The sequence below is a fragment of the Amycolatopsis acidicola genome, assembly GCF_007713735.2.
Taxonomy (GTDB): Bacteria; Actinomycetota; Actinomycetes; order Mycobacteriales; family Pseudonocardiaceae; genus Amycolatopsis_E; species Amycolatopsis_E acidicola.
Genome location: NZ_VMNW02000001.1, coordinates 270,537 through 286,059 on the forward strand (window position 1 = coordinate 270,537; position 15,523 = coordinate 286,059).

Here is a 15,523-nt window from a genome sequence, read left to right on the forward strand (position 1 = left end):
ACTCCGCCCCGGAGACCCAGCAGGACGCGACTACGTGGGGACAGTGATGACCGGGTTCGTGCCGGACGCAGGACAGCCACAAGCGACGACGACCGACTCGAGCGCTTTCAGCGTCGGTGCGCTGGCCGGCACCATGATGAGCACCGCCGCCGTGGCGAACACGCAGAGTCAGGTGCAGAAACTCGTCGACTCCGCGAAATCCGGCGGCTTCGCCATCAATGAAGAAGGCGCGGACGAATACATCCGGGTCTTCCGGGATTTCGAGAACGTGGTCGCCAGTCTGCAGGATGTGCTGTTCAGCGCGGGGCAACGCCCCGAGCTCGGTGGCAGCGACTACGCAGGGAAGGTCGCCGCGCACGCCCAGTTGATGGCACAGGGGGATCAACAATCATATGAAACCGCGCTCAACTCCTTGTCGACGGTCGTGGCGCAGGCTCGGCAAGCTTTTGAGGAAGCCAAGAAGCGCTACGCGGAAATGGATGATGAGGCAGCCCGCACTTTCGGCACGGCGCAGGTCTGATTCGATGCTTAACGTCAGTTGTAAGCACGCCTCCATTCTGGTGGCCGCCAGTGCTCTGGCATTGGGTCTTGCGGGTTGCTCGAGTCCGGAAACCGGAACACCGTCCCCGGTGAGTTCGCAGACGGTCGCACCAGCCGGTTCTTCCACCAGCGATTCGGGAGGCAATAATCCGGTCGCAACTCTTCAAGCTTGCGATCTCCTGACCGACCAGGAAGCCGCACAGTTCAAAGCGCAGGCGCCCGGTAAGCCTGAGTCGACCGACGCTAGCGGTGCCGCGAGCACTTGTCAGCGTAACGGTCGTTCTGTTGATGACAACTCGACGAGCTTCACGATTCTCGTGCGGCCGGACCAGGGGCTCGATGCCGTGAATACGAGCGGCGGCACCGCGAGCAAAGGAAATGTGAATGGCCGGCCGGCGGTGCAGTTCATGAGCAGTGTGGGTGCCAAGTGTCTTGTCGCGTTGGGCGTCACAGCCAGTGCGCGAGTCGACGTCACCTACGTCATCGGCGCTGGCACCAACGCGACCGAGGCTTGCCAGTCGGCAAGCCAGATCGCCAACATCGTCGAACCCAAGCTCCCGAAGTACGAGGGGTAGTCATGACCAATCCGCAGCAGCCGGGTGGGCAGCAGGGGGACCTGGGCAGCTACAACGGCCAGGGCAGGTACGTCTCTCCCGAGGAGCAGGCGCGGCAGCAGCTCCAGGCGGCCGGCTACGACCCCAACGACCCGGGCTTCATCCAGATCTTCAAGAACATGGTCGCCGAGAGCCAGGGGAAGCAGGCGGCCGAGCAGCAACGCTCCCAGCAGGCCCAGCAGCTCGGCCAGAACGTCGAGTACCGGACGGACGTCCCACAGTCCGACGCCGCCTACGCGGGTTACCAGCACCAGCAGCTCAAGGACATGGTCAGCACCGTCAACCCCAGCCAGGTGACGGGCGTTTCGACGGCCTGGAACCAGCTCGCCAACGCGATGTCCACCTTCGGGCAGCAGCTTTCGCAGGCGGCGACCAAGTCCGGCGCCACATGGAAGGGCGACGCGGCGGAGTCGGCGTACAACTTCGTTTCCGGGCTGGGCACGTGGAGTGACCAGAGCGGTCAGGCGGCGCAGCTCGCGTCGGATGCTGTTTACAACCAGTCCTCGGCGGCGGAGACGGCGAAGAACACCATGCCGGACCCGATCCCGTTCAGCTGGTCGGACGAGATGAAGAGCTGGGCCAGCTCGAACCCGCTCAACCTGGTCAGCAACATCGACCAGTCGTTCGAGAAACAGCAGCAGAGCCAGGACGCGCACGACCAGGCCGTCCAGGTCATGTCGAGCTACGACAACAACCTGTACACGGCCGCGTCGCAGGCGCCGGCGTTCAGCACCCCGCCGGCCTTCGCGGGCCCCGGCACCGGTTCGATCGGCGAGGTCGGCGGCAGCATCGACGGCACGGGCTCCTCCGGCTACACCGGCCCGACTGGCAGCAACGTCGGCGCGTCCGGCCACAGCGGCAACGTCTCGGGCGGCACGGCCGGCAGCAACAGCGCGAACTCCTTCAGCGGCAGCCTCGCCGGGCTCGCCAGCGCCCCGCGCACCGGCTCGAAGACCGGTTCGTCGGTGGGCAGCACCACCGCGCAGGGCTACCAGCCCGCGAACAACTCCTCGAACACGTCCTCCCCGTCGAATCTCGGGACGTCCGGCCTTGGCGCGATGGGCGGCATGCCGATGGGCGCCATGGGCGGCGGCTTCGGCGGCGCGGACGGCGACGAGTACTCCAGCAAAGTCGGCCGCGGCGGCAGCGGCTTCGGCCCTGGCGGGTCGAGCAGCGGCTCGGCCGCCAGCAGCGGCAGCGCGGGCGCCCAGAGCGGAGCGCGCGCGGGCGGCGCCGGCGCGGCCGAGAGCGCGAGCGGCAGCGGCCGCAGCGGCGGGGCAGCCGGCCGCAGCGGCGCGAGCGGCATGGGCCACGGCGGCAAGGGCCAGGGCGAAGAGGACGAGGAGCACCAGCGTCCCTCGTGGCTCATCGAGCCCGACCCCGACGACGTCTTCGGCACAGCAGAGCGCACCGCCCCGCCGGTGATCGGCGAGTAGGGGCGCCCAGCCGCGGAAAACCCTGTCAGTGCAACCCGAACACCTTGCCCTTGCGCGCGAGGTCGTCCACATAGGCGACCGCGACGTGCGCGAAGTTCACGACGATCCTCGAGTCCTCTTTGGTCTCGAATGACTCGACGGAACCGTGTTCGAGTAGCAGCGGCAGCTTTTTCGCCACTTCGTCCGCGCCCTCCGCGGGCAGGGCGAACACCAGCGGCTCACCCGGGCTCGCCAGGTGCAGGACCAGGGCGGGTTTCGTTTCGGCCATCTCCCTACAACAGCAGCAACCGATCTTGCCCGGCAACCCGGTTCGCTGAGGGGAGAACGCCGACGGCCCCACCGCCGATCCGCTACTGTGCCGTTCGTTACCGATCCGACTACAGCCACAGCGGAAACAGATCACTTCGGGCACATCGGCCGCGGATCCGTATCCGCCTACTTCCGGCCGGATCGGTAACGTGCTGCGGGGAAGAAAACCGAGGGGGATCCGAAAATGCCACACCAGTTCTCGCTCTCGTTCGCGGCGCTGGACATCGTGCTCGAGCAGCTGCGGCTCGGGCGCGCGCCGGTGCCGTTCGAGGTGCCCTACATCGGCACCACGCATCAGCAGCGGGCCCAGGTGCGCGAGGCCGTTTTCCGTGACCTGGAAGCAAAAGGCCTCGCCCGTGGCGGCCGCATCGACCCGGACGCGGAGGCGGCGATCAGGATCCTCACGACCGCGCCGGTGGCGGTCACGGCGGTGGCGCAGCTGGAGGACGGCAAACAGCTTTTCGCCAGGGCCGCCAGCGACGGCCGCTTCGCCGTCGTCGCCCGGCAGGACCAGAACCTGATGATTTTCCAGCAGCTCCGCCCCACCTCGATCGTCGCGGGTGTGGTCGACCTGCTACCCGCGACGCCGCCCGCCGCGGGACAGTCCGTCACGGTGGCGAAGCCCGCGCCGAAGCCGAGCGGCAGGCACCGCGTGGAGGACGGCGGATACGACCCGTTCGCCGCCGTTTCGAAGCCTCGTTCCACGGCGCCCGCCCAGCTGCGCATGGTGGAGCGGATCTTCCAGAAACCCAAGCTGCGCATCGGCCAGTTCTCGGCCATCGTCCCCGGCCGGGACAACAAAGCCCGCCGCCTCACGCCCACAGCCTGGTTCGACACCGACGAAGGCCGCTACTTCGTCACCTCACGCGAAGCCGAGGACGGGCAGAGCTGGATCACCTACGCGCCGGCGGACAACGCGCGGATAGCGCACCATCTGCACGAGCAGCTGCGCGCTTTCTTCTAGAACCGGAAGAAACGCTCGCGCTGCCCCTGGCGCACGAGCTTCAGCCACTGCACGAACGCCTTCGGATCCCGTTTCACGCCGACGAAATACAGCCCGAAGCGGATCACTTCCAGCGCGCCGATCTTGCGCATTCCGGGCTGGGACAACAGATATCCGCGGTTGCGGTACGTGTAGTACCGCTTCACCTCGTTCTCCGGATCCTGCGCGTGGAACCGCCCGCCCAGCATCGGCTTGAACTCGTCCGAGCCGTCCGGGTGCAGGTACGACACCTTCAACGACGTGCCGAACGGCAGCCCGGAGCGGACCAGCCGCCGGTGCACCTCGACCTCGTCGCCGCGGAAGAACAGCCGCAGGTCCGGCACACCCACCACGTCCAGGGTGGAGGCGCGGAACAGTGCGCCGTTGAACAGCGACGCGATCCCGGGCAGGAAATCGGTGCCCAGCTCCGCCGAGGACCGCTTCCAGGTCAGCCCGCGGCGCAACGGAAAGGCCAGCTTCGACGGCTGCTCGATGTTGGTGACCACCGGGGAAACCTCGGCAAGGCCACGTTTTTCCGCCTCGTCGAGCAGCACCTCGAGCACTGTCTCGTCGGCGGGGCGGCCGTCGTCGTCGGCCAGCCAAACCCAGTCCGCGCCGAGGGACAGCGCGTGCAGCATGCCCAGCGCGAACCCGCCGGCGCCACCGAGATTCCGGTGCGACGGCAGGTACGTGTGCGGCAGCGGATACGTGTCCACGACCGCACGGGCGGGCTGGTCCGGACCGTTGTCCACGACGACGAGGTGGTCGACCGGCCTGGTCTGGCCCGCGAGCACCTTCAGCGAGTCCGCGAGCAGGTCGCGCCGGTGCCTGGTGACCACGACGGCCACCACGGCGCCCTTGCCGAGCGGCGCCTGCTCGGGACTGCTCATACTCACTCTCCGGAGGCTTTGACGGTGACAGTGCGTTCGGCGCCGATCCGTTCGGCTGTCTCCGCGCTGATGCTTTCGTACGGGTCCCGCCCCTTGTACGCGGTGAGGACCTCACGCAGCGAACCCTGCATGCGCATCCGACCTTCGTCCATCCAGACGGCCGAGGTGCACAGCTCCAACAGTAGATCGTCGGCGTGTGAAGCGAACACGAGTAGACCGGAGCGCTTCACCAGATCGACGAGACGGTCACGGGCCTTGTTCAGGAACGCCGCGTCCACCGCGCCGATGCCCTCGTCGAGGATCAGGATCTCCGGGTCGATCGTGGTGACCACGCCCAGCGCCAGGCGCACCCGCATACCGGTGGAGTACGTGCGCAGCGGCATCGCCAGGTAGTCGCCGAGCTCGGTGAACTCCGCGATGTCGTCGACCCGCTTCTCCATCTGCTTGCGGGTCATGCCGAGGAACAGGCCCCGGATCATGATGTTCTCGTAGCCGGAGATCTCCGGGTCCATCCCGATGCCGAGGTCGAAGACCGGCGCGACCTTGCCCACGACCCTGGCCGAACCGCGGGTGGGCTCGTAGATGCCGGACAGCAGCCGCAGCAGGGTGGACTTGCCGGCGCCGTTGTGCCCGACCAGGCCGACGCGCGAGCCCTCACCGAGCGAGAGCGACACGTCCTGCAGCGCCTCGATCACCGGCACCTTGCTCTCGGTGCCGATCTTGCCGCCGACCTTGCCGAGCACCCGCTTCTTCAGCGAACGCGTCTTCGCGTCGAAGATCGGGAAATCGACGAACGCGTTGTGTACGTCAATGCTGACCATGTCTAGTTCTCACACCCAGTAGGAGACGCGGGCCCGGTAGTTGCGCATGGCGAGCAGGGCGAGCGCCCAGCCGACCACGGTGATGCCGCCGACGACCACCCAGCTCCATGGGTTGACGGCCTGTCCGATCAGTGGCGCCCGGAGGATCTGGACGTAGTGGTAGAAGGGGTTCAGGTGCACGATCGGCACCACCCAGCTGGCCATCCCGGAGCGGGCGCCGTGGCCGTAGAGCTGGTCGATCGGCCACACGATCGGGGTCATGTAGAACAGCAGCTGGATCAGCGAGCCGATCACCTGCGGGATGTCCCGGTAGCGGGTCGAGATGATGCCCAGCAGCAGGGTGATCCACCACGCGTTGAACGCCAGCAGCAGGAACGCCGGGATGGCGGACAGCGAGTACCAGCCGAGGCCGGGGTGGCAGATCGGCGTGCCAGGGCCGCAGGTGCCGTCGGTGAGCCCGTACTGGTGGCTCAGGCTGGAGAAGAAGATCACGTCGATGATCACGACGACGATGAGGTTGTGCGCGAACATCAGCGTCTGCCGCCAGACCGTGCGCAGCGCGTAGACCGTCAACGGCGCCCGGATCTGCTTGATGAGGCCTTCGTTCGTGATGAACGTTTCCATGCCCTCGGTCAGGCAGCCGGAGATGAAGGTCCAGACGATGAACCCGGTGGAGATGTAGGGCAGGAACGTCGGGGTGTTCAGGCCCCACAACTGTGAGTAGAGCAGGCCCAGCCCGAGCGAGATGACCCCCTGGCTGATGGTGATCCAGAACGGTCCGATCACCGACCTGCGGTAGCGCTGCTTGATGTCCTGCCAACCGAGGTGGCCCCACAGCTCGCGCTGCGAGAAGCCTTCCTTGATGTCGCCGAAGGCGCGCCCGAACGTGCGACTGTCCGACGACAGCGGCATCTGCTGACTGTTGGTCACAGGATCACTGGCCTTGTCGACCGTGCTGGTGGCGTGCACGAGGCAAGGGTAGCGACCGGGGCGTGTCGCTCCCCGTTAGGGAGGGCGCAACCGTGCGCTGTCCGAAGCGTCTCTTTCGGCGGGGTCGGTGATCGTTCAGCGCGTTCTCCCGGTAACGTGTCGGCCACCTTCTCGATGAAACGGGTAACGTTGATTCGAGTCATGTTCGCAGGTCAGTGACCCGAACGTGGTCCGGTCCCTTCTGTTGTTTCGACAAATTCAAATACCCATGGAGCGGGGTGCAAACGGCATGACCCAGGTGGCCGAGTCGGAAAGACGCGCGGAGCGTCCGGAAGGCGAACCGTCTTCGCGCTTGCTCGCGCAGCGGACTTTCTTCACGTCACGTGCCTTCCCGGCGCCGGACGGTATGTATGCCGAGGCTTCCGTCGGTGCGGCGGAGCTGGCACGCGAGCGCGTCACGCTCGAGCCGCACGCACTGGTCACCACCAATACCTACTTCGGCCGTTTCCCCGCGAGCTACTGGCAGCGCTGGACGGACGTCAAGACGATCGACGTCGAGGCCACGGTCACCGGCTCCGGCAAGCTCGTCATCACCGCCGGCGACAGCCATGGTGACAGCCGCTCCGTCACCAGCCTCACGGTCGAAGACGCCACCGCGAAGCAGGTCAGCCTCACCGCCCCGATCGACAGGTTCGTCGACGGCGGCGCCATCTGGCTGGACATCGAAACCGGCGCCGGGCGCCTGGTCGTGGAGAACGTCCGCTGGACCGTCGAGGCGCCGCAGGCCGTGCGCCCGGTCTCCGTCGTGATCTGCACCCACAACCGCGCCGACTACTGCATCGAGACGCTCACCGAACTCGCCGAGGACGAGGTGGCCCGCGAGTACGTGGCCGCCGTCCACGTCACGGATCAGGGCACCGACACCGTCGAATCGCGCGAGAAGTTCGCTTATGTCAAGGAACTTCTCGGCGACAAGCTGCACTACGTCCGCCAGCCGAACCTCGGTGGCGCTGGCGGGTTCACCCGCGGCATGTACGAGGTGCTCGAGGGCCCGGGCGGCGAGGACGCGCACGTCCTGCTGATGGACGACGACATCAAGCTCGAGTCCGACACCATCATGCGGATCAGCGCGCTGGCCAACAGCACGGTGGACCCGATGATCGTCGGCGGGCAGAACCTGTGTGAACTGCACCCCGGCCAGCTGTTCGTGGACGCCGACATCGCGAACCTGCCGAAGCTGCGCGCCGGCATCGACCGCAGCGACTCGCTTTCCCAGCGCTCGATGCTGGACCACAACCAGGACAAGCGTGTCGACGCGACGCACAACGCCTGGTGGTGCTGCCTGATCCCGGCCGAGGTGGTCCGCAAGGTCGGCTACCCGCTGCCGATCTTCTTCCAGTGGGACGACGTCGAGTACGGCCTGCGGGCGCGCTCGGCGGGCTTCTACACCGTGACCCTGCCCGGCGCCGGCGTCTGGCACCAGGACCTGCACTGGAAGGGCTGGGACGACTGGGCCCGCTACTTCCACTACCGCAACGGCCTGATCACCGCGGCGCTGCACGGTCAGCTGCAGTCGCAGGCGATGTTCCAGTTCCTGCTCAACGAGTTCCTGGAAACGCTGGCCTCGATGCAGTACGGGCTGGCCGCCACCATGATCAAGGCGATCGAGGACTTCCTCGACGGCCCGAAGACGCTGGCCGACGGCGGGGCGAACGTGGTGCCCGCGGTGCGGATGCTGCGCGCGGAGTTCCCGGAGACGCACATCGTGCCCGCCGCGCGCACCGGCGTGAACGCCGACTACATCCCGATCAGCCGCCCCGGTTTCACCCCGTCCAAGCCGACGATGGTGCTGCTCAAGCGGCTGGTCTACCAATACCTGGACAAGCCGGGCGGCGGCGCCGCGATCCGCGCCGGTGATGAGCACTGGTGGCACGTCTCGCTGTTCCGCACGGCCGTCATCACCGACTCCTCGCAGACCGGTGTGCGCGTGCGCAGGCTGGACAAGAAGCTGATGCTCAAACTGGGCCGCGAGGGCCTGCAGGTGCTGTGGCGGTTGCGGCAGAACGCCGATGCCACGGTGCGTCAGTACCTCGACGCGCAGCGTGAGCTGACCAGCAAGGAAAACTGGGAACGCCTGTTCGGGGACCGGTGACCGGGCCAGGTGGTTCGGGTCCGTACGCTCGTCGGCGTGGCTGAACGCGATGGAACCCGGGTCCTTGCCGTGGTGCCCGCCCGCGGCGGGTCGAAGGGCGTACCGGGGAAGAACCTCGCGAAGGTCGGCGACGATCCGCTGATCACGCGCGCGGTGCGTGCGTTGCGCAATGCCGAAGGCGTCGGCGAGGTCGTGGTCAGCACGGACAGCATCGAGATCGGCGCGGTGGCGGAAGCCGCGGGCGCCGCCGTGCTGCCACGGCCCGCGGAGCTCTCCGGGGACAGGGTGTCGTCGGAGGCCGTGCTGTTGCACGCGCTGGACACGTACGCCGAGCAACACGGCGTGGATCCGGACGTGGTGCTGATGGTGCAGTGCACGTCGCCGTTCATCGGCACCGAGACCGTCGAGGGCGTGGTGTCGCTGATCGTGGACGAGGGCTGGGACTGCGCCTTCACCGCGGTCCGCGTGCACGAATTCCTTTGGCGGCGCGGGGAAGACGGCACGGCGCTGGCGGTCAACCACGATGCGGCGGTCCGCCCGTTGCGGCAGCAGCGGGAGCCGGAGTTCCGGGAAACCGGTGCGGTGTACGGAATGCGCGTGGCCGGGTTCCGTGCGGCGCGGCACCGGTTCTTCGGCCGGATCGGGCTCGTGGAAATGCCGGCCACGCACGCGATCGAGATCGACACCCAGGAGGACCTGGCGATAGCGCGAGCGCTGGCCGCGTCGATCGACGCGCCGGCGGGCAACGAGATCGACGTCGACGCGATAGTCACGGATTTCGACGGGGTGCACACCGACGACCGCGCGCTGGTGCTGCAGGACGGCACCGAGGGGGTGGTGGTCAGCCGGTCCGATGGGGCAGGCGTGGCGAGGCTGCACAAGGCCGGTATCCCGTTGCTGATCCTGTCCGTGGAACAGAACCCCGTGGTGGCGGCGCGCGCGAAGAAACTCGGCGTGCAGGTGCTGCACGGGGTGGGCGACAAGGCCGCCGTGCTCAAGTCGTGGCTGGCCGAGCAGCGCCTGGATCCCGCGCGCGTCGCGTACGTGGGCAATGACCTGCGTGACCTGGAAGCGATGGCGATGGTCGGCTGGCCGATCGCGGTGCAGGACGCCCGGCCCGAGGTGCGGCAGGTGGCCCGCCTCGTGCTGCGGCGGCCCGGTGGATTCGGCGCGGTCCGGGAAGTGGCCGACCTCGTCTTGCAGGCGGTCGAACGGAGGAATGAACAGTGACTACAGCCGTGCGGATCGGCGAGCACCAGGTCGGCGCCGGCCGGCCGGTGTACACGGTCGCGGAGATCGGGATCAACCACAACGGCGACATCGAGATCGCCAAGGAGCTGATCCGGATCGCCGCCGGAACCGGCGTGGACGCGGTGAAGTTCCAGAAGCGCACTCCGGAGATCGCGACCCCGCCGGACATGCGGGACACGCTGCGCGACACCCCGTGGGGCCAGATGACGTACCTCGACTACCGGTACCGGGTCGAGTTCGGCATCCCCGAGTACGAGGAGATCGACCGGTACTGCAAGGAACTCGGCATCGATTGGTTCGCTTCGCCCTGGGATGTCCCGAGTGTGGAGTTCCTGGAGAAGTTCGGCGTGGTCTGCCACAAGGTGGCCTCGGCCTCGCTGACCGATCACGAGCTGCTGAAAGCGCTGCGCGACACCGGGAAGCCGATCATCGCGTCGACCGGTATGTCCACAATGGAGGAAGTGGACGCGGCGGTCGAGTTGCTGGGCAAGGAAAACCTGGTGCTGCTGCACACCACGTCGACGTACCCGTGCCCGCCGGAGGAGGCGAACCTGCGCACCCTGCACACGCTCGCCGACCGGTTCGGGGTGCCGATCGGGTACTCCGGGCACGAACGCGGCCTCCAGGTTTCGATCGCCGCCGTCGCGATGGGCGCCTGCCTCGTGGAGCGGCATTTCACGCTGGACCGCACGATGTGGGGTTCGGACCAGGCCGCGTCGCTGGAGCCGGAAGGGCTGCGGCGGCTGGTGCGCGACATCCGCAATGTCGAGGTCGCGCTCGGTGACGGCGTGAAGCGCGTGTTCCCCGGCGAGGAAAAGCCGCGGCGCAGGCTTCGCCGGGTGTGAAGGACGATCTTCGTAGCCGGTTGGCTACAGTCTGCGGGCAACTCCCGGTGAGAGGTGGATGCCGTGCGCGTCGCAGAGGCCGTGCCTGAGCAGGCGGACACGTCGGCACAGCTCGACGTGTTCCGGGACCTGCTGGTGGCCTACGGGCGAGGGCAGCGCGTGGACACGGTGACCGTCGTCGGCAACGCGCCGATGCCGGCCAGCGCCCCGCGTGCCGACCTGATCGACAACAGTGACCTGGTCATCCGGATGACCACGTTCGCGCTCGACGAGCCGGGCGGGGAGCGGGCCTACGGGCGCAAGACGGATGTCGTGGTGCTGCACCGCGGTGTGCTGGTCAGCCCGCACACATTCGCCGACTACACCTCGCGGCTGTACCTGCTGGCCGAGCCGGGCAGGTTGCACTGGGAGCCCGAGGTGATCCCGGACTGGTGGCCGGAGGACCTCGGTTTCGTGCCGATCCCGAACCGGCCGTTCGTGCAGCCGCTGGGGTTGCTGCTCGGGCTCGACCCGGCGGAGCCGGCGTGGGCCACGACGGGAACGCTCGTCGCGTACCTCGCGGTGCGGCTGTTCCCCGAGGCGAAGATCCGGCTCACCGGGTACTCGATCATCGACGACCCCGACCAGACCACCTTCGCGCATGCGTGGGGAGAACGTGTGAACGTCACCGGCGACCACAAGCTGCGGGCGGAGTCCGCGCTGCTCCGATCGTGGAGTGACGAAGGAAGAATCGAGTTGGTTCCGTGAATGCCGTGAAGAAACTGGGCAAGGCGGCGGCGTTCCCGCTGTGGAAGCGCTTTCGCTGGCGGATCGAGCAGGTCACCGACGAGCGGTTCGGGCCACGGTTCGAGCAGCTGCACCGCGAGCTCGCCGACCTGCGCGGCGAGTTGCACGCGGTGCGGGACGAGCTGAACGGGCTGCGCGGGCACGCCGATCACCGTGCCGACGAGCTGGACGGGCATTTCCGCTGGCACGACGACGAACTGCGCCGGCTCGCCGCGCACGTGGCGGCCATCGAGCCGCGGCTGGCGACGTTGGAAAAGCCCGCGGGCAACGCGAAAGCGGTCCCGGACGTGGACGAAGCGCGGGCAGAGCACGCGCGCGTGCGCGCTCGCACCTCCGCCGTGGCGCAATACGAGGAGCGCCTGGCCAGGGTGGAAGAGGCGTTGACCCGAAATGGTGGTGGCGACTGAGCGCAGGCTCGAAGCCCCCAGTCCCGCGATCGGTCGCGGTGCCTGGCTGGTGGGCCTGCTCGCCGCTGTCCCGCTTCTCGTCACACTCTTCTGGACCGGTCTGAACCACGACGTCCGGTTTGTGCTTGGTTGCCTTCGTGCCAGCGAAATCGGCCCGGTCGGGGTTTTCGTGCACCGGCCGCTGCTTTACCGGCTGATGCTTGTGCCGGCGATGCACCTCTCGTCGGAGACGGAGATCCGGCTCGCCGCGCTGGTACTCGTCGCGCTCGTCGCTTTGTGGTTGCGCGCCTCGCTTCGGCGCCCGGAGGCCTCGATCATCGCGCTCGCGGTCGGGCTGGCGCTCGCGCTTTCGCCGAACTGGGATTTCCTGCAGCCGGAGTGGCTCGCCGGTCTCTTCGCCACGGCCGCCGTCGCCGGCGCGCTGTGGCCGAAAAGGCTGTGGCTGTCGGCGATCCTGGGCGGTCTCGGTGCGGCGCTCGCGGTGCTGGTGAAGTTCACGACCGCGCCGACTGCCTTGCTGGCCATCGGTGTCGTGGTGCTGGTGGACCGGCGCCGGGCCTTGTGGATGACGGTGGCGGCCGCGGTGCTCGGCCCGGCCCTGTTCGGCCTCAGTGTGCTCGCCGAACCGCGGGAATGGCGCTGGTTCCACGAGTTCTCGGCGCTCAACGGGAGTTCTCCGCTCAACGGCGGGGAAATCGATCTGATCGCGCTGGGCAGGCTGATCGTCAACGAGGCTTTGCAGAACCCGTTGTTCGCGCTGCTGCCGGTGAGCGTCGTGGTGTTGCTGCGGCTACGACGCGGCTGGTGGGTTTTGTTGCTCGCAGTGGGTGTGCTCGCTGTTTCCGCCACGGCCTTGTTGCAGGCGCAGTGGTTCCAGTACCACCTGACGCCGTTGTTGCCGCTGGCAGCGGGCGTATGGGCGCTGGCCGTCGGCCGCTGGTGCGTCGAGTACCGGCACCCGCCGTGGACGCTGGTGGCGTTCACCGCTGTGCTCGCCGGGGTGGCGCCGTGGGTGGCGGCCCAGCCGGAGGAGTGGCGGCACGCGCACCAGGCCCCGGCCTACTGGGTGCTCGGCGGTGTCGTCCTGCTCGGCTGCGTCCTGGCCGCGGTCGAGCCCGCGCGGGCCGGCGGCAGGCCGATGCTCGTGGTGCCCGCGCTGGTGACCGTGGCCGCGCTGTCCGTGCAGGTTTGGCCCAGCAGCCCGTATTCCTTCGACTTCAGCGCCGCCGACAGCCGCAACACCGACCGCGTCAACATGACCACCCGGCTCGCCGGGCAGCTCCCGGCGATCCGTGACCGGATCGGCGCCGACACGGAAGTGCTGTACCTGGCCTTCGGTGATGTGCCGTACTTCCTCGGCAACCCGACGCCCTGCCGCTACCCGTCACCGACGTTCCTCGCGCGCAGCACACAGCTTCCGGAGCTGCGTGGCCTCGAAAGCTACGCCGAGAACGCCGCCTGCCTGACCGATCCGCGCGTGCGCTACCTGGTGTGGGTGCGCGGCTGGCTCGACGTCGACAAGCTGGAACCCCGGCTCGCCCAAGCGATCCGGGACATCTACGACTGTTCGCACCCGCTGCGGACCGACGACGTCGAGGTGTGCCCGCACCGCTGACCGTCCCGTGTGGACGTTCGCTACAGGTACTGGCCGGTGCCGCTGATCCCCGGCGTCGGGGCTTCGCCACGGGCCGCGGAGGCGCCAGGCGGGAGGCCGCGGCGCATCTGCTCCAGCTGCACCCTGGCCGCCATCTGCTGGGCGAACAGCGCCGTCTGGATGCCGTGGAACAGGCCTTCGAGCCAGCCGACGAGCTGGGCCTGCGCTATCCGCAGCTCCGCGTCCGACGGGGTGGAGTCCTCCGTGAACGGGCGCACGAGGCGCTCCAGCTCGCTCTGCAGCTCCGGCGCGAGCGCCTGCTCCAGCTCCTTCACCGACGTCTGGTGGATCTCGCGCAGCCGGGCCCGGCTCGCGTCGTCCAGCGGGGCGGCGCGCACCTCCTCCAGCAGCTGCTTGATCATCGTGCCGATGCGCATCACCTTGGCGGGCTCTTCGACCAGGTCACCGACCGACTCCTGCTGCTCGTCGGAGTCCGAACCGATCCGTGCCGTGCCCACCGGGGAACCATCGGGGCCGACGACCACGACGTGGTCCGGCTGCTCGTCCGAGTGGTTGCTGTTGTAGTTCGGCTGGGTCATTGCTCCATCCTGGCCTGGTCGGCGTCACAAGGGTCTGACGAGTCCGAGCCTAGCCTGATTCGCGGGGTCACCGCCGCGCGCACGCCAACCCCGAACGCGCAGCGAAATTACCCCTCCGTACGGTGTCTCACATGGCGTTCGACGTCGCTCGAATTCGTGGGTTGTTCCCCGCGCTGGGTGACGGCTGGATCCACTTCGACGGCCCTGCCGGAATGCTGGTACCCGAACAGGTGGCCTCAGCCGTGTCCACGGCGATGCGTGCCCCGGTTTCCGGACCTGGCGGCGCGTTTCCGGCATCCCAGCGTGCGGAGAGCATCGTGACCGCGGCACGGCGCGCGGTGGCGGATCTCGTCGGCACCGACCCGGCGGGTGTCGTGCTCGGGTCGAGCGCGGCCGTGTTGCTGCGCCGCCTCGTCGACGCGATGTCCGAGCGCTGGCAGCTGGCCGACGAGGTCGTGGTGTCCAGACTGGACGAGAACGCCAACCTGGCCCCGTGGCGGCACGCGGCGAAGCGGATCGGCGCCATCGTGCGCTGGGGCGAGATCGACATCGAGACGTGCGAACTGCCGGCGTGGCAGTACGAAAACCTGGTCGGACCACGCACGAAAGCCGTCGCCATCACCGCGGCGTCGGGTTCCGTCGGCACCAGGCCGGACGTGCCGACGGTGGCCGAGTTCGCGAAGCGGGTCGGCGCGATGGTGGTCGTCGACGCCAGCTACGCGGCCCCCTTCATTCCGCTCGACGCGCAGGCGCTCGGCGCCGACGTGGTCGTGGTGTCCGCGCAGGCATGGGGTGGTCCCGCGGTCGGCGCGCTGGCCTTCCGCGACCCGGAGATGTTGGAGCGACTGCCTTCCGTGTCGCTGGAGCCGAACGCCCGTGGCCCCGCGAGGCTCGAGCTCGGCCCGCACGCGTACCCGTTGCTCGCCGGCCTCATCGCCTCGATCGACTACCTCGCCGGGCTCGACGACGCCGCGACGGGCTCCCGTCGCGAGCGCCTGGTGACCTCGCTCGGGTCCGCGAAGTCGTACCACGCGGGACTGTTGCAGCAGCTGACGACGGAACTTCGGTCGCTGCCGCACGTGATGGTGATCGGTGACGCCATGCGACGGATCCCCGCGCTGGCGTTCGCGGTGGCGGGCAAGAAGGCGTTCGAGGTGGCGGATTACCTGGCGTCCCAAGGCCTGTGTGCGTTCGCCGACGACGGCACCGACGGCGTGTTCGAGGCGCTCGGGGTGGGCGAGGTCGGCGGCGCGGTGCGCATCGGCCTCGCCCACTACTCGAACGTCTTCGAGATCAACCAGCTCGTCCGCGTACTGGAGGAACTCCGCTAATCCCACCCGCCGGCCCGACCACCACCCCTGACGGAC

The 15,523-nt window shown here is 68.3% G+C and carries 16 protein-coding genes; 11 read left to right on the forward strand and 5 right to left on the reverse strand.

Going from position 1 to position 15,523, the window contains the following annotated elements; genetic code table 11:
• The first annotated feature begins 46 nt into the window (after nucleotides 1–46).
• Genes FPZ12_RS45425 through FPZ12_RS01345 form a run of 3 tightly spaced genes read left to right on the forward strand, consistent with a single transcriptional unit; the run spans nucleotide 47 to nucleotide 2,590 of the window.
• The gene (locus tag FPZ12_RS45425; RefSeq protein WP_166462510.1) at nucleotides 47–520 is read left to right on the forward strand and encodes a hypothetical protein; all 474 of its coding nucleotides are present in this window, start codon (nucleotides 47–49) and stop codon (nucleotides 518–520) included.
• A 4-nt stretch (nucleotides 521–524) separates the two neighbouring features.
• Nucleotides 525–1,115, forward strand: coding sequence for a DUF3558 family protein (locus FPZ12_RS01340; RefSeq protein WP_166462511.1), 591 nt, complete (start codon nucleotides 525–527; stop codon nucleotides 1,113–1,115).
• Nucleotides 1,116–1,117: 2 nt separating this feature from the next.
• Complete coding sequence (locus FPZ12_RS01345) at nucleotides 1,118–2,590, forward strand: hypothetical protein (protein WP_144746402.1); 1,473 nt, start codon at nucleotides 1,118–1,120, stop codon at nucleotides 2,588–2,590.
• 25 nt (nucleotides 2,591–2,615) lie between these two features.
• Here the strand turns inward: FPZ12_RS01345 and FPZ12_RS01350 are convergent, their stop codons facing one another.
• Nucleotides 2,616–2,858, reverse strand: a complete 243-nt coding sequence (locus FPZ12_RS01350) for a hypothetical protein (protein WP_144746404.1) — start codon at nucleotides 2,856–2,858, stop codon at nucleotides 2,616–2,618.
• Nucleotides 2,859–3,083: 225 nt separating this feature from the next.
• Here FPZ12_RS01350 and FPZ12_RS01355 point away from each other — a divergent pair, with 225 nt between their 5' ends.
• On the forward strand, nucleotides 3,084–3,863 hold the full coding sequence (locus FPZ12_RS01355) for an ESX secretion-associated protein EspG (RefSeq protein WP_144746406.1): 780 nt from the start codon (nucleotides 3,084–3,086) through the stop codon (nucleotides 3,861–3,863).
• Here the strand turns inward: FPZ12_RS01355 and glfT1 are convergent.
• From glfT1 to wzm, 3 genes are read right to left on the reverse strand one after another with little or no spacing between them, the layout of a single operon-like run.
• Nucleotides 3,860–4,771, reverse strand: coding sequence for a galactofuranosyltransferase GlfT1 (gene glfT1 / locus FPZ12_RS01360; protein WP_144746408.1), 912 nt, complete (start codon nucleotides 4,769–4,771; stop codon nucleotides 3,860–3,862). The two genes, FPZ12_RS01355 and glfT1, sit on opposite strands and share 4 nt — an antisense overlap.
• A gap of 2 nt (nucleotides 4,772–4,773) precedes the next feature.
• Nucleotides 4,774–5,592, reverse strand: a complete 819-nt coding sequence (gene wzt / locus FPZ12_RS01365) for a galactan export ABC transporter ATP-binding subunit Wzt/RfbE (RefSeq protein WP_144746410.1) — start codon at nucleotides 5,590–5,592, stop codon at nucleotides 4,774–4,776.
• Between the two features lie 9 nt (nucleotides 5,593–5,601).
• Nucleotides 5,602–6,561 (reverse strand): galactan export ABC transporter permease subunit Wzm/RfbD, encoded by a 960-nt coding sequence (wzm, locus tag FPZ12_RS01370; protein WP_144746412.1) that lies wholly within the window; start codon nucleotides 6,559–6,561, stop codon nucleotides 5,602–5,604.
• Between the two features lie 250 nt (nucleotides 6,562–6,811).
• Between wzm and FPZ12_RS01375 the strand changes: the two genes are divergently transcribed.
• The 6 genes from FPZ12_RS01375 to FPZ12_RS01400 all read left to right on the forward strand — a co-directional run bounded on the left by FPZ12_RS01375 (nucleotide 6,812) and on the right by FPZ12_RS01400 (nucleotide 13,578).
• On the forward strand, nucleotides 6,812–8,674 hold the full coding sequence (locus FPZ12_RS01375) for a glycosyltransferase (protein ID WP_166462512.1): 1,863 nt from the start codon (nucleotides 6,812–6,814) through the stop codon (nucleotides 8,672–8,674).
• 36 nt (nucleotides 8,675–8,710) lie between these two features.
• Nucleotides 8,711–9,904 carry an acylneuraminate cytidylyltransferase gene (locus FPZ12_RS01380; protein ID WP_144746416.1) on the forward strand — a complete coding sequence of 398 codons (1,194 nt, stop codon included), beginning with the start codon at nucleotides 8,711–8,713 and terminating at the stop codon, nucleotides 9,902–9,904.
• A complete protein-coding gene (locus tag FPZ12_RS01385) occupies nucleotides 9,901–10,770 on the forward strand; it encodes an N-acetylneuraminate synthase family protein (protein WP_144746418.1) in 870 nt (289 codons plus the stop codon). The genes FPZ12_RS01380 and FPZ12_RS01385 overlap by 4 nt, the downstream gene beginning before the upstream one ends.
• A gap of 63 nt (nucleotides 10,771–10,833) precedes the next feature.
• A complete protein-coding gene (locus FPZ12_RS01390) occupies nucleotides 10,834–11,517 on the forward strand; it encodes a hypothetical protein (RefSeq protein WP_243769612.1) in 684 nt (227 codons plus the stop codon).
• Nucleotides 11,514–11,963 (forward strand): hypothetical protein, encoded by a 450-nt coding sequence (locus tag FPZ12_RS01395; RefSeq protein WP_144746420.1) that lies wholly within the window; start codon nucleotides 11,514–11,516, stop codon nucleotides 11,961–11,963. Before FPZ12_RS01390 ends, FPZ12_RS01395 begins: the two co-directional genes overlap by 4 nt.
• Nucleotides 11,947–13,578 (forward strand): hypothetical protein, encoded by a 1,632-nt coding sequence (locus FPZ12_RS01400; protein ID WP_144746422.1) that lies wholly within the window; start codon nucleotides 11,947–11,949, stop codon nucleotides 13,576–13,578. The genes FPZ12_RS01395 and FPZ12_RS01400 overlap by 17 nt, the downstream gene beginning before the upstream one ends.
• 20 nt (nucleotides 13,579–13,598) lie before the next feature.
• Here the strand turns inward: FPZ12_RS01400 and FPZ12_RS01405 are convergent, their stop codons facing one another.
• Nucleotides 13,599–14,156: a bacterial proteasome activator family protein gene (locus FPZ12_RS01405; protein ID WP_144746424.1), complete on the reverse strand. Its 558-nt coding sequence runs from the start codon at nucleotides 14,154–14,156 to the stop codon at nucleotides 13,599–13,601.
• A gap of 131 nt (nucleotides 14,157–14,287) precedes the next feature.
• Here FPZ12_RS01405 and FPZ12_RS01410 point away from each other — a divergent pair, with 131 nt between their 5' ends.
• Entirely contained in the window at nucleotides 14,288–15,487 is a 1,200-nt protein-coding gene (locus tag FPZ12_RS01410; RefSeq protein ID WP_144746426.1) for a cysteine desulfurase-like protein, read from the forward strand.
• Nucleotides 15,488–15,523: the final 36 nt, after the last annotated feature.

What these genes read in the sequence shown, in the direction of transcription:
- glfT1 (WP_144746408.1), bottom strand. Translation starts at nt 4,771, where the DNA reads ATGAGCAGTCCCGAGCAGGCGCCGCTCGGCAAGGGCGCCGTGGTGGCC.
- FPZ12_RS01345 (WP_144746402.1), top strand. Translation starts at nt 1,118, where the DNA reads ATGACCAATCCGCAGCAGCCGGGTGGGCAGCAGGGGGACCTGGGCAGC.
- FPZ12_RS01400 (WP_144746422.1), top strand. Translation starts at nt 11,947, where the DNA reads ATGGTGGTGGCGACTGAGCGCAGGCTCGAAGCCCCCAGTCCCGCGATC.
- FPZ12_RS01340 (WP_166462511.1), top strand. Translation starts at nt 525, where the DNA reads ATGCTTAACGTCAGTTGTAAGCACGCCTCCATTCTGGTGGCCGCCAGT.
- FPZ12_RS45425 (WP_166462510.1), top strand. Translation starts at nt 47, where the DNA reads ATGACCGGGTTCGTGCCGGACGCAGGACAGCCACAAGCGACGACGACC.
- FPZ12_RS01410 (WP_144746426.1), top strand. Translation starts at nt 14,288, where the DNA reads ATGGCGTTCGACGTCGCTCGAATTCGTGGGTTGTTCCCCGCGCTGGGT.
- FPZ12_RS01355 (WP_144746406.1), top strand. Translation starts at nt 3,084, where the DNA reads ATGCCACACCAGTTCTCGCTCTCGTTCGCGGCGCTGGACATCGTGCTC.
- FPZ12_RS01375 (WP_166462512.1), top strand. Translation starts at nt 6,812, where the DNA reads ATGACCCAGGTGGCCGAGTCGGAAAGACGCGCGGAGCGTCCGGAAGGC.
- FPZ12_RS01350 (WP_144746404.1), bottom strand. Translation starts at nt 2,858, where the DNA reads ATGGCCGAAACGAAACCCGCCCTGGTCCTGCACCTGGCGAGCCCGGGT.
- wzt (WP_144746410.1), bottom strand. Translation starts at nt 5,592, where the DNA reads ATGGTCAGCATTGACGTACACAACGCGTTCGTCGATTTCCCGATCTTC.
- FPZ12_RS01405 (WP_144746424.1), bottom strand. Translation starts at nt 14,156, where the DNA reads ATGACCCAGCCGAACTACAACAGCAACCACTCGGACGAGCAGCCGGAC.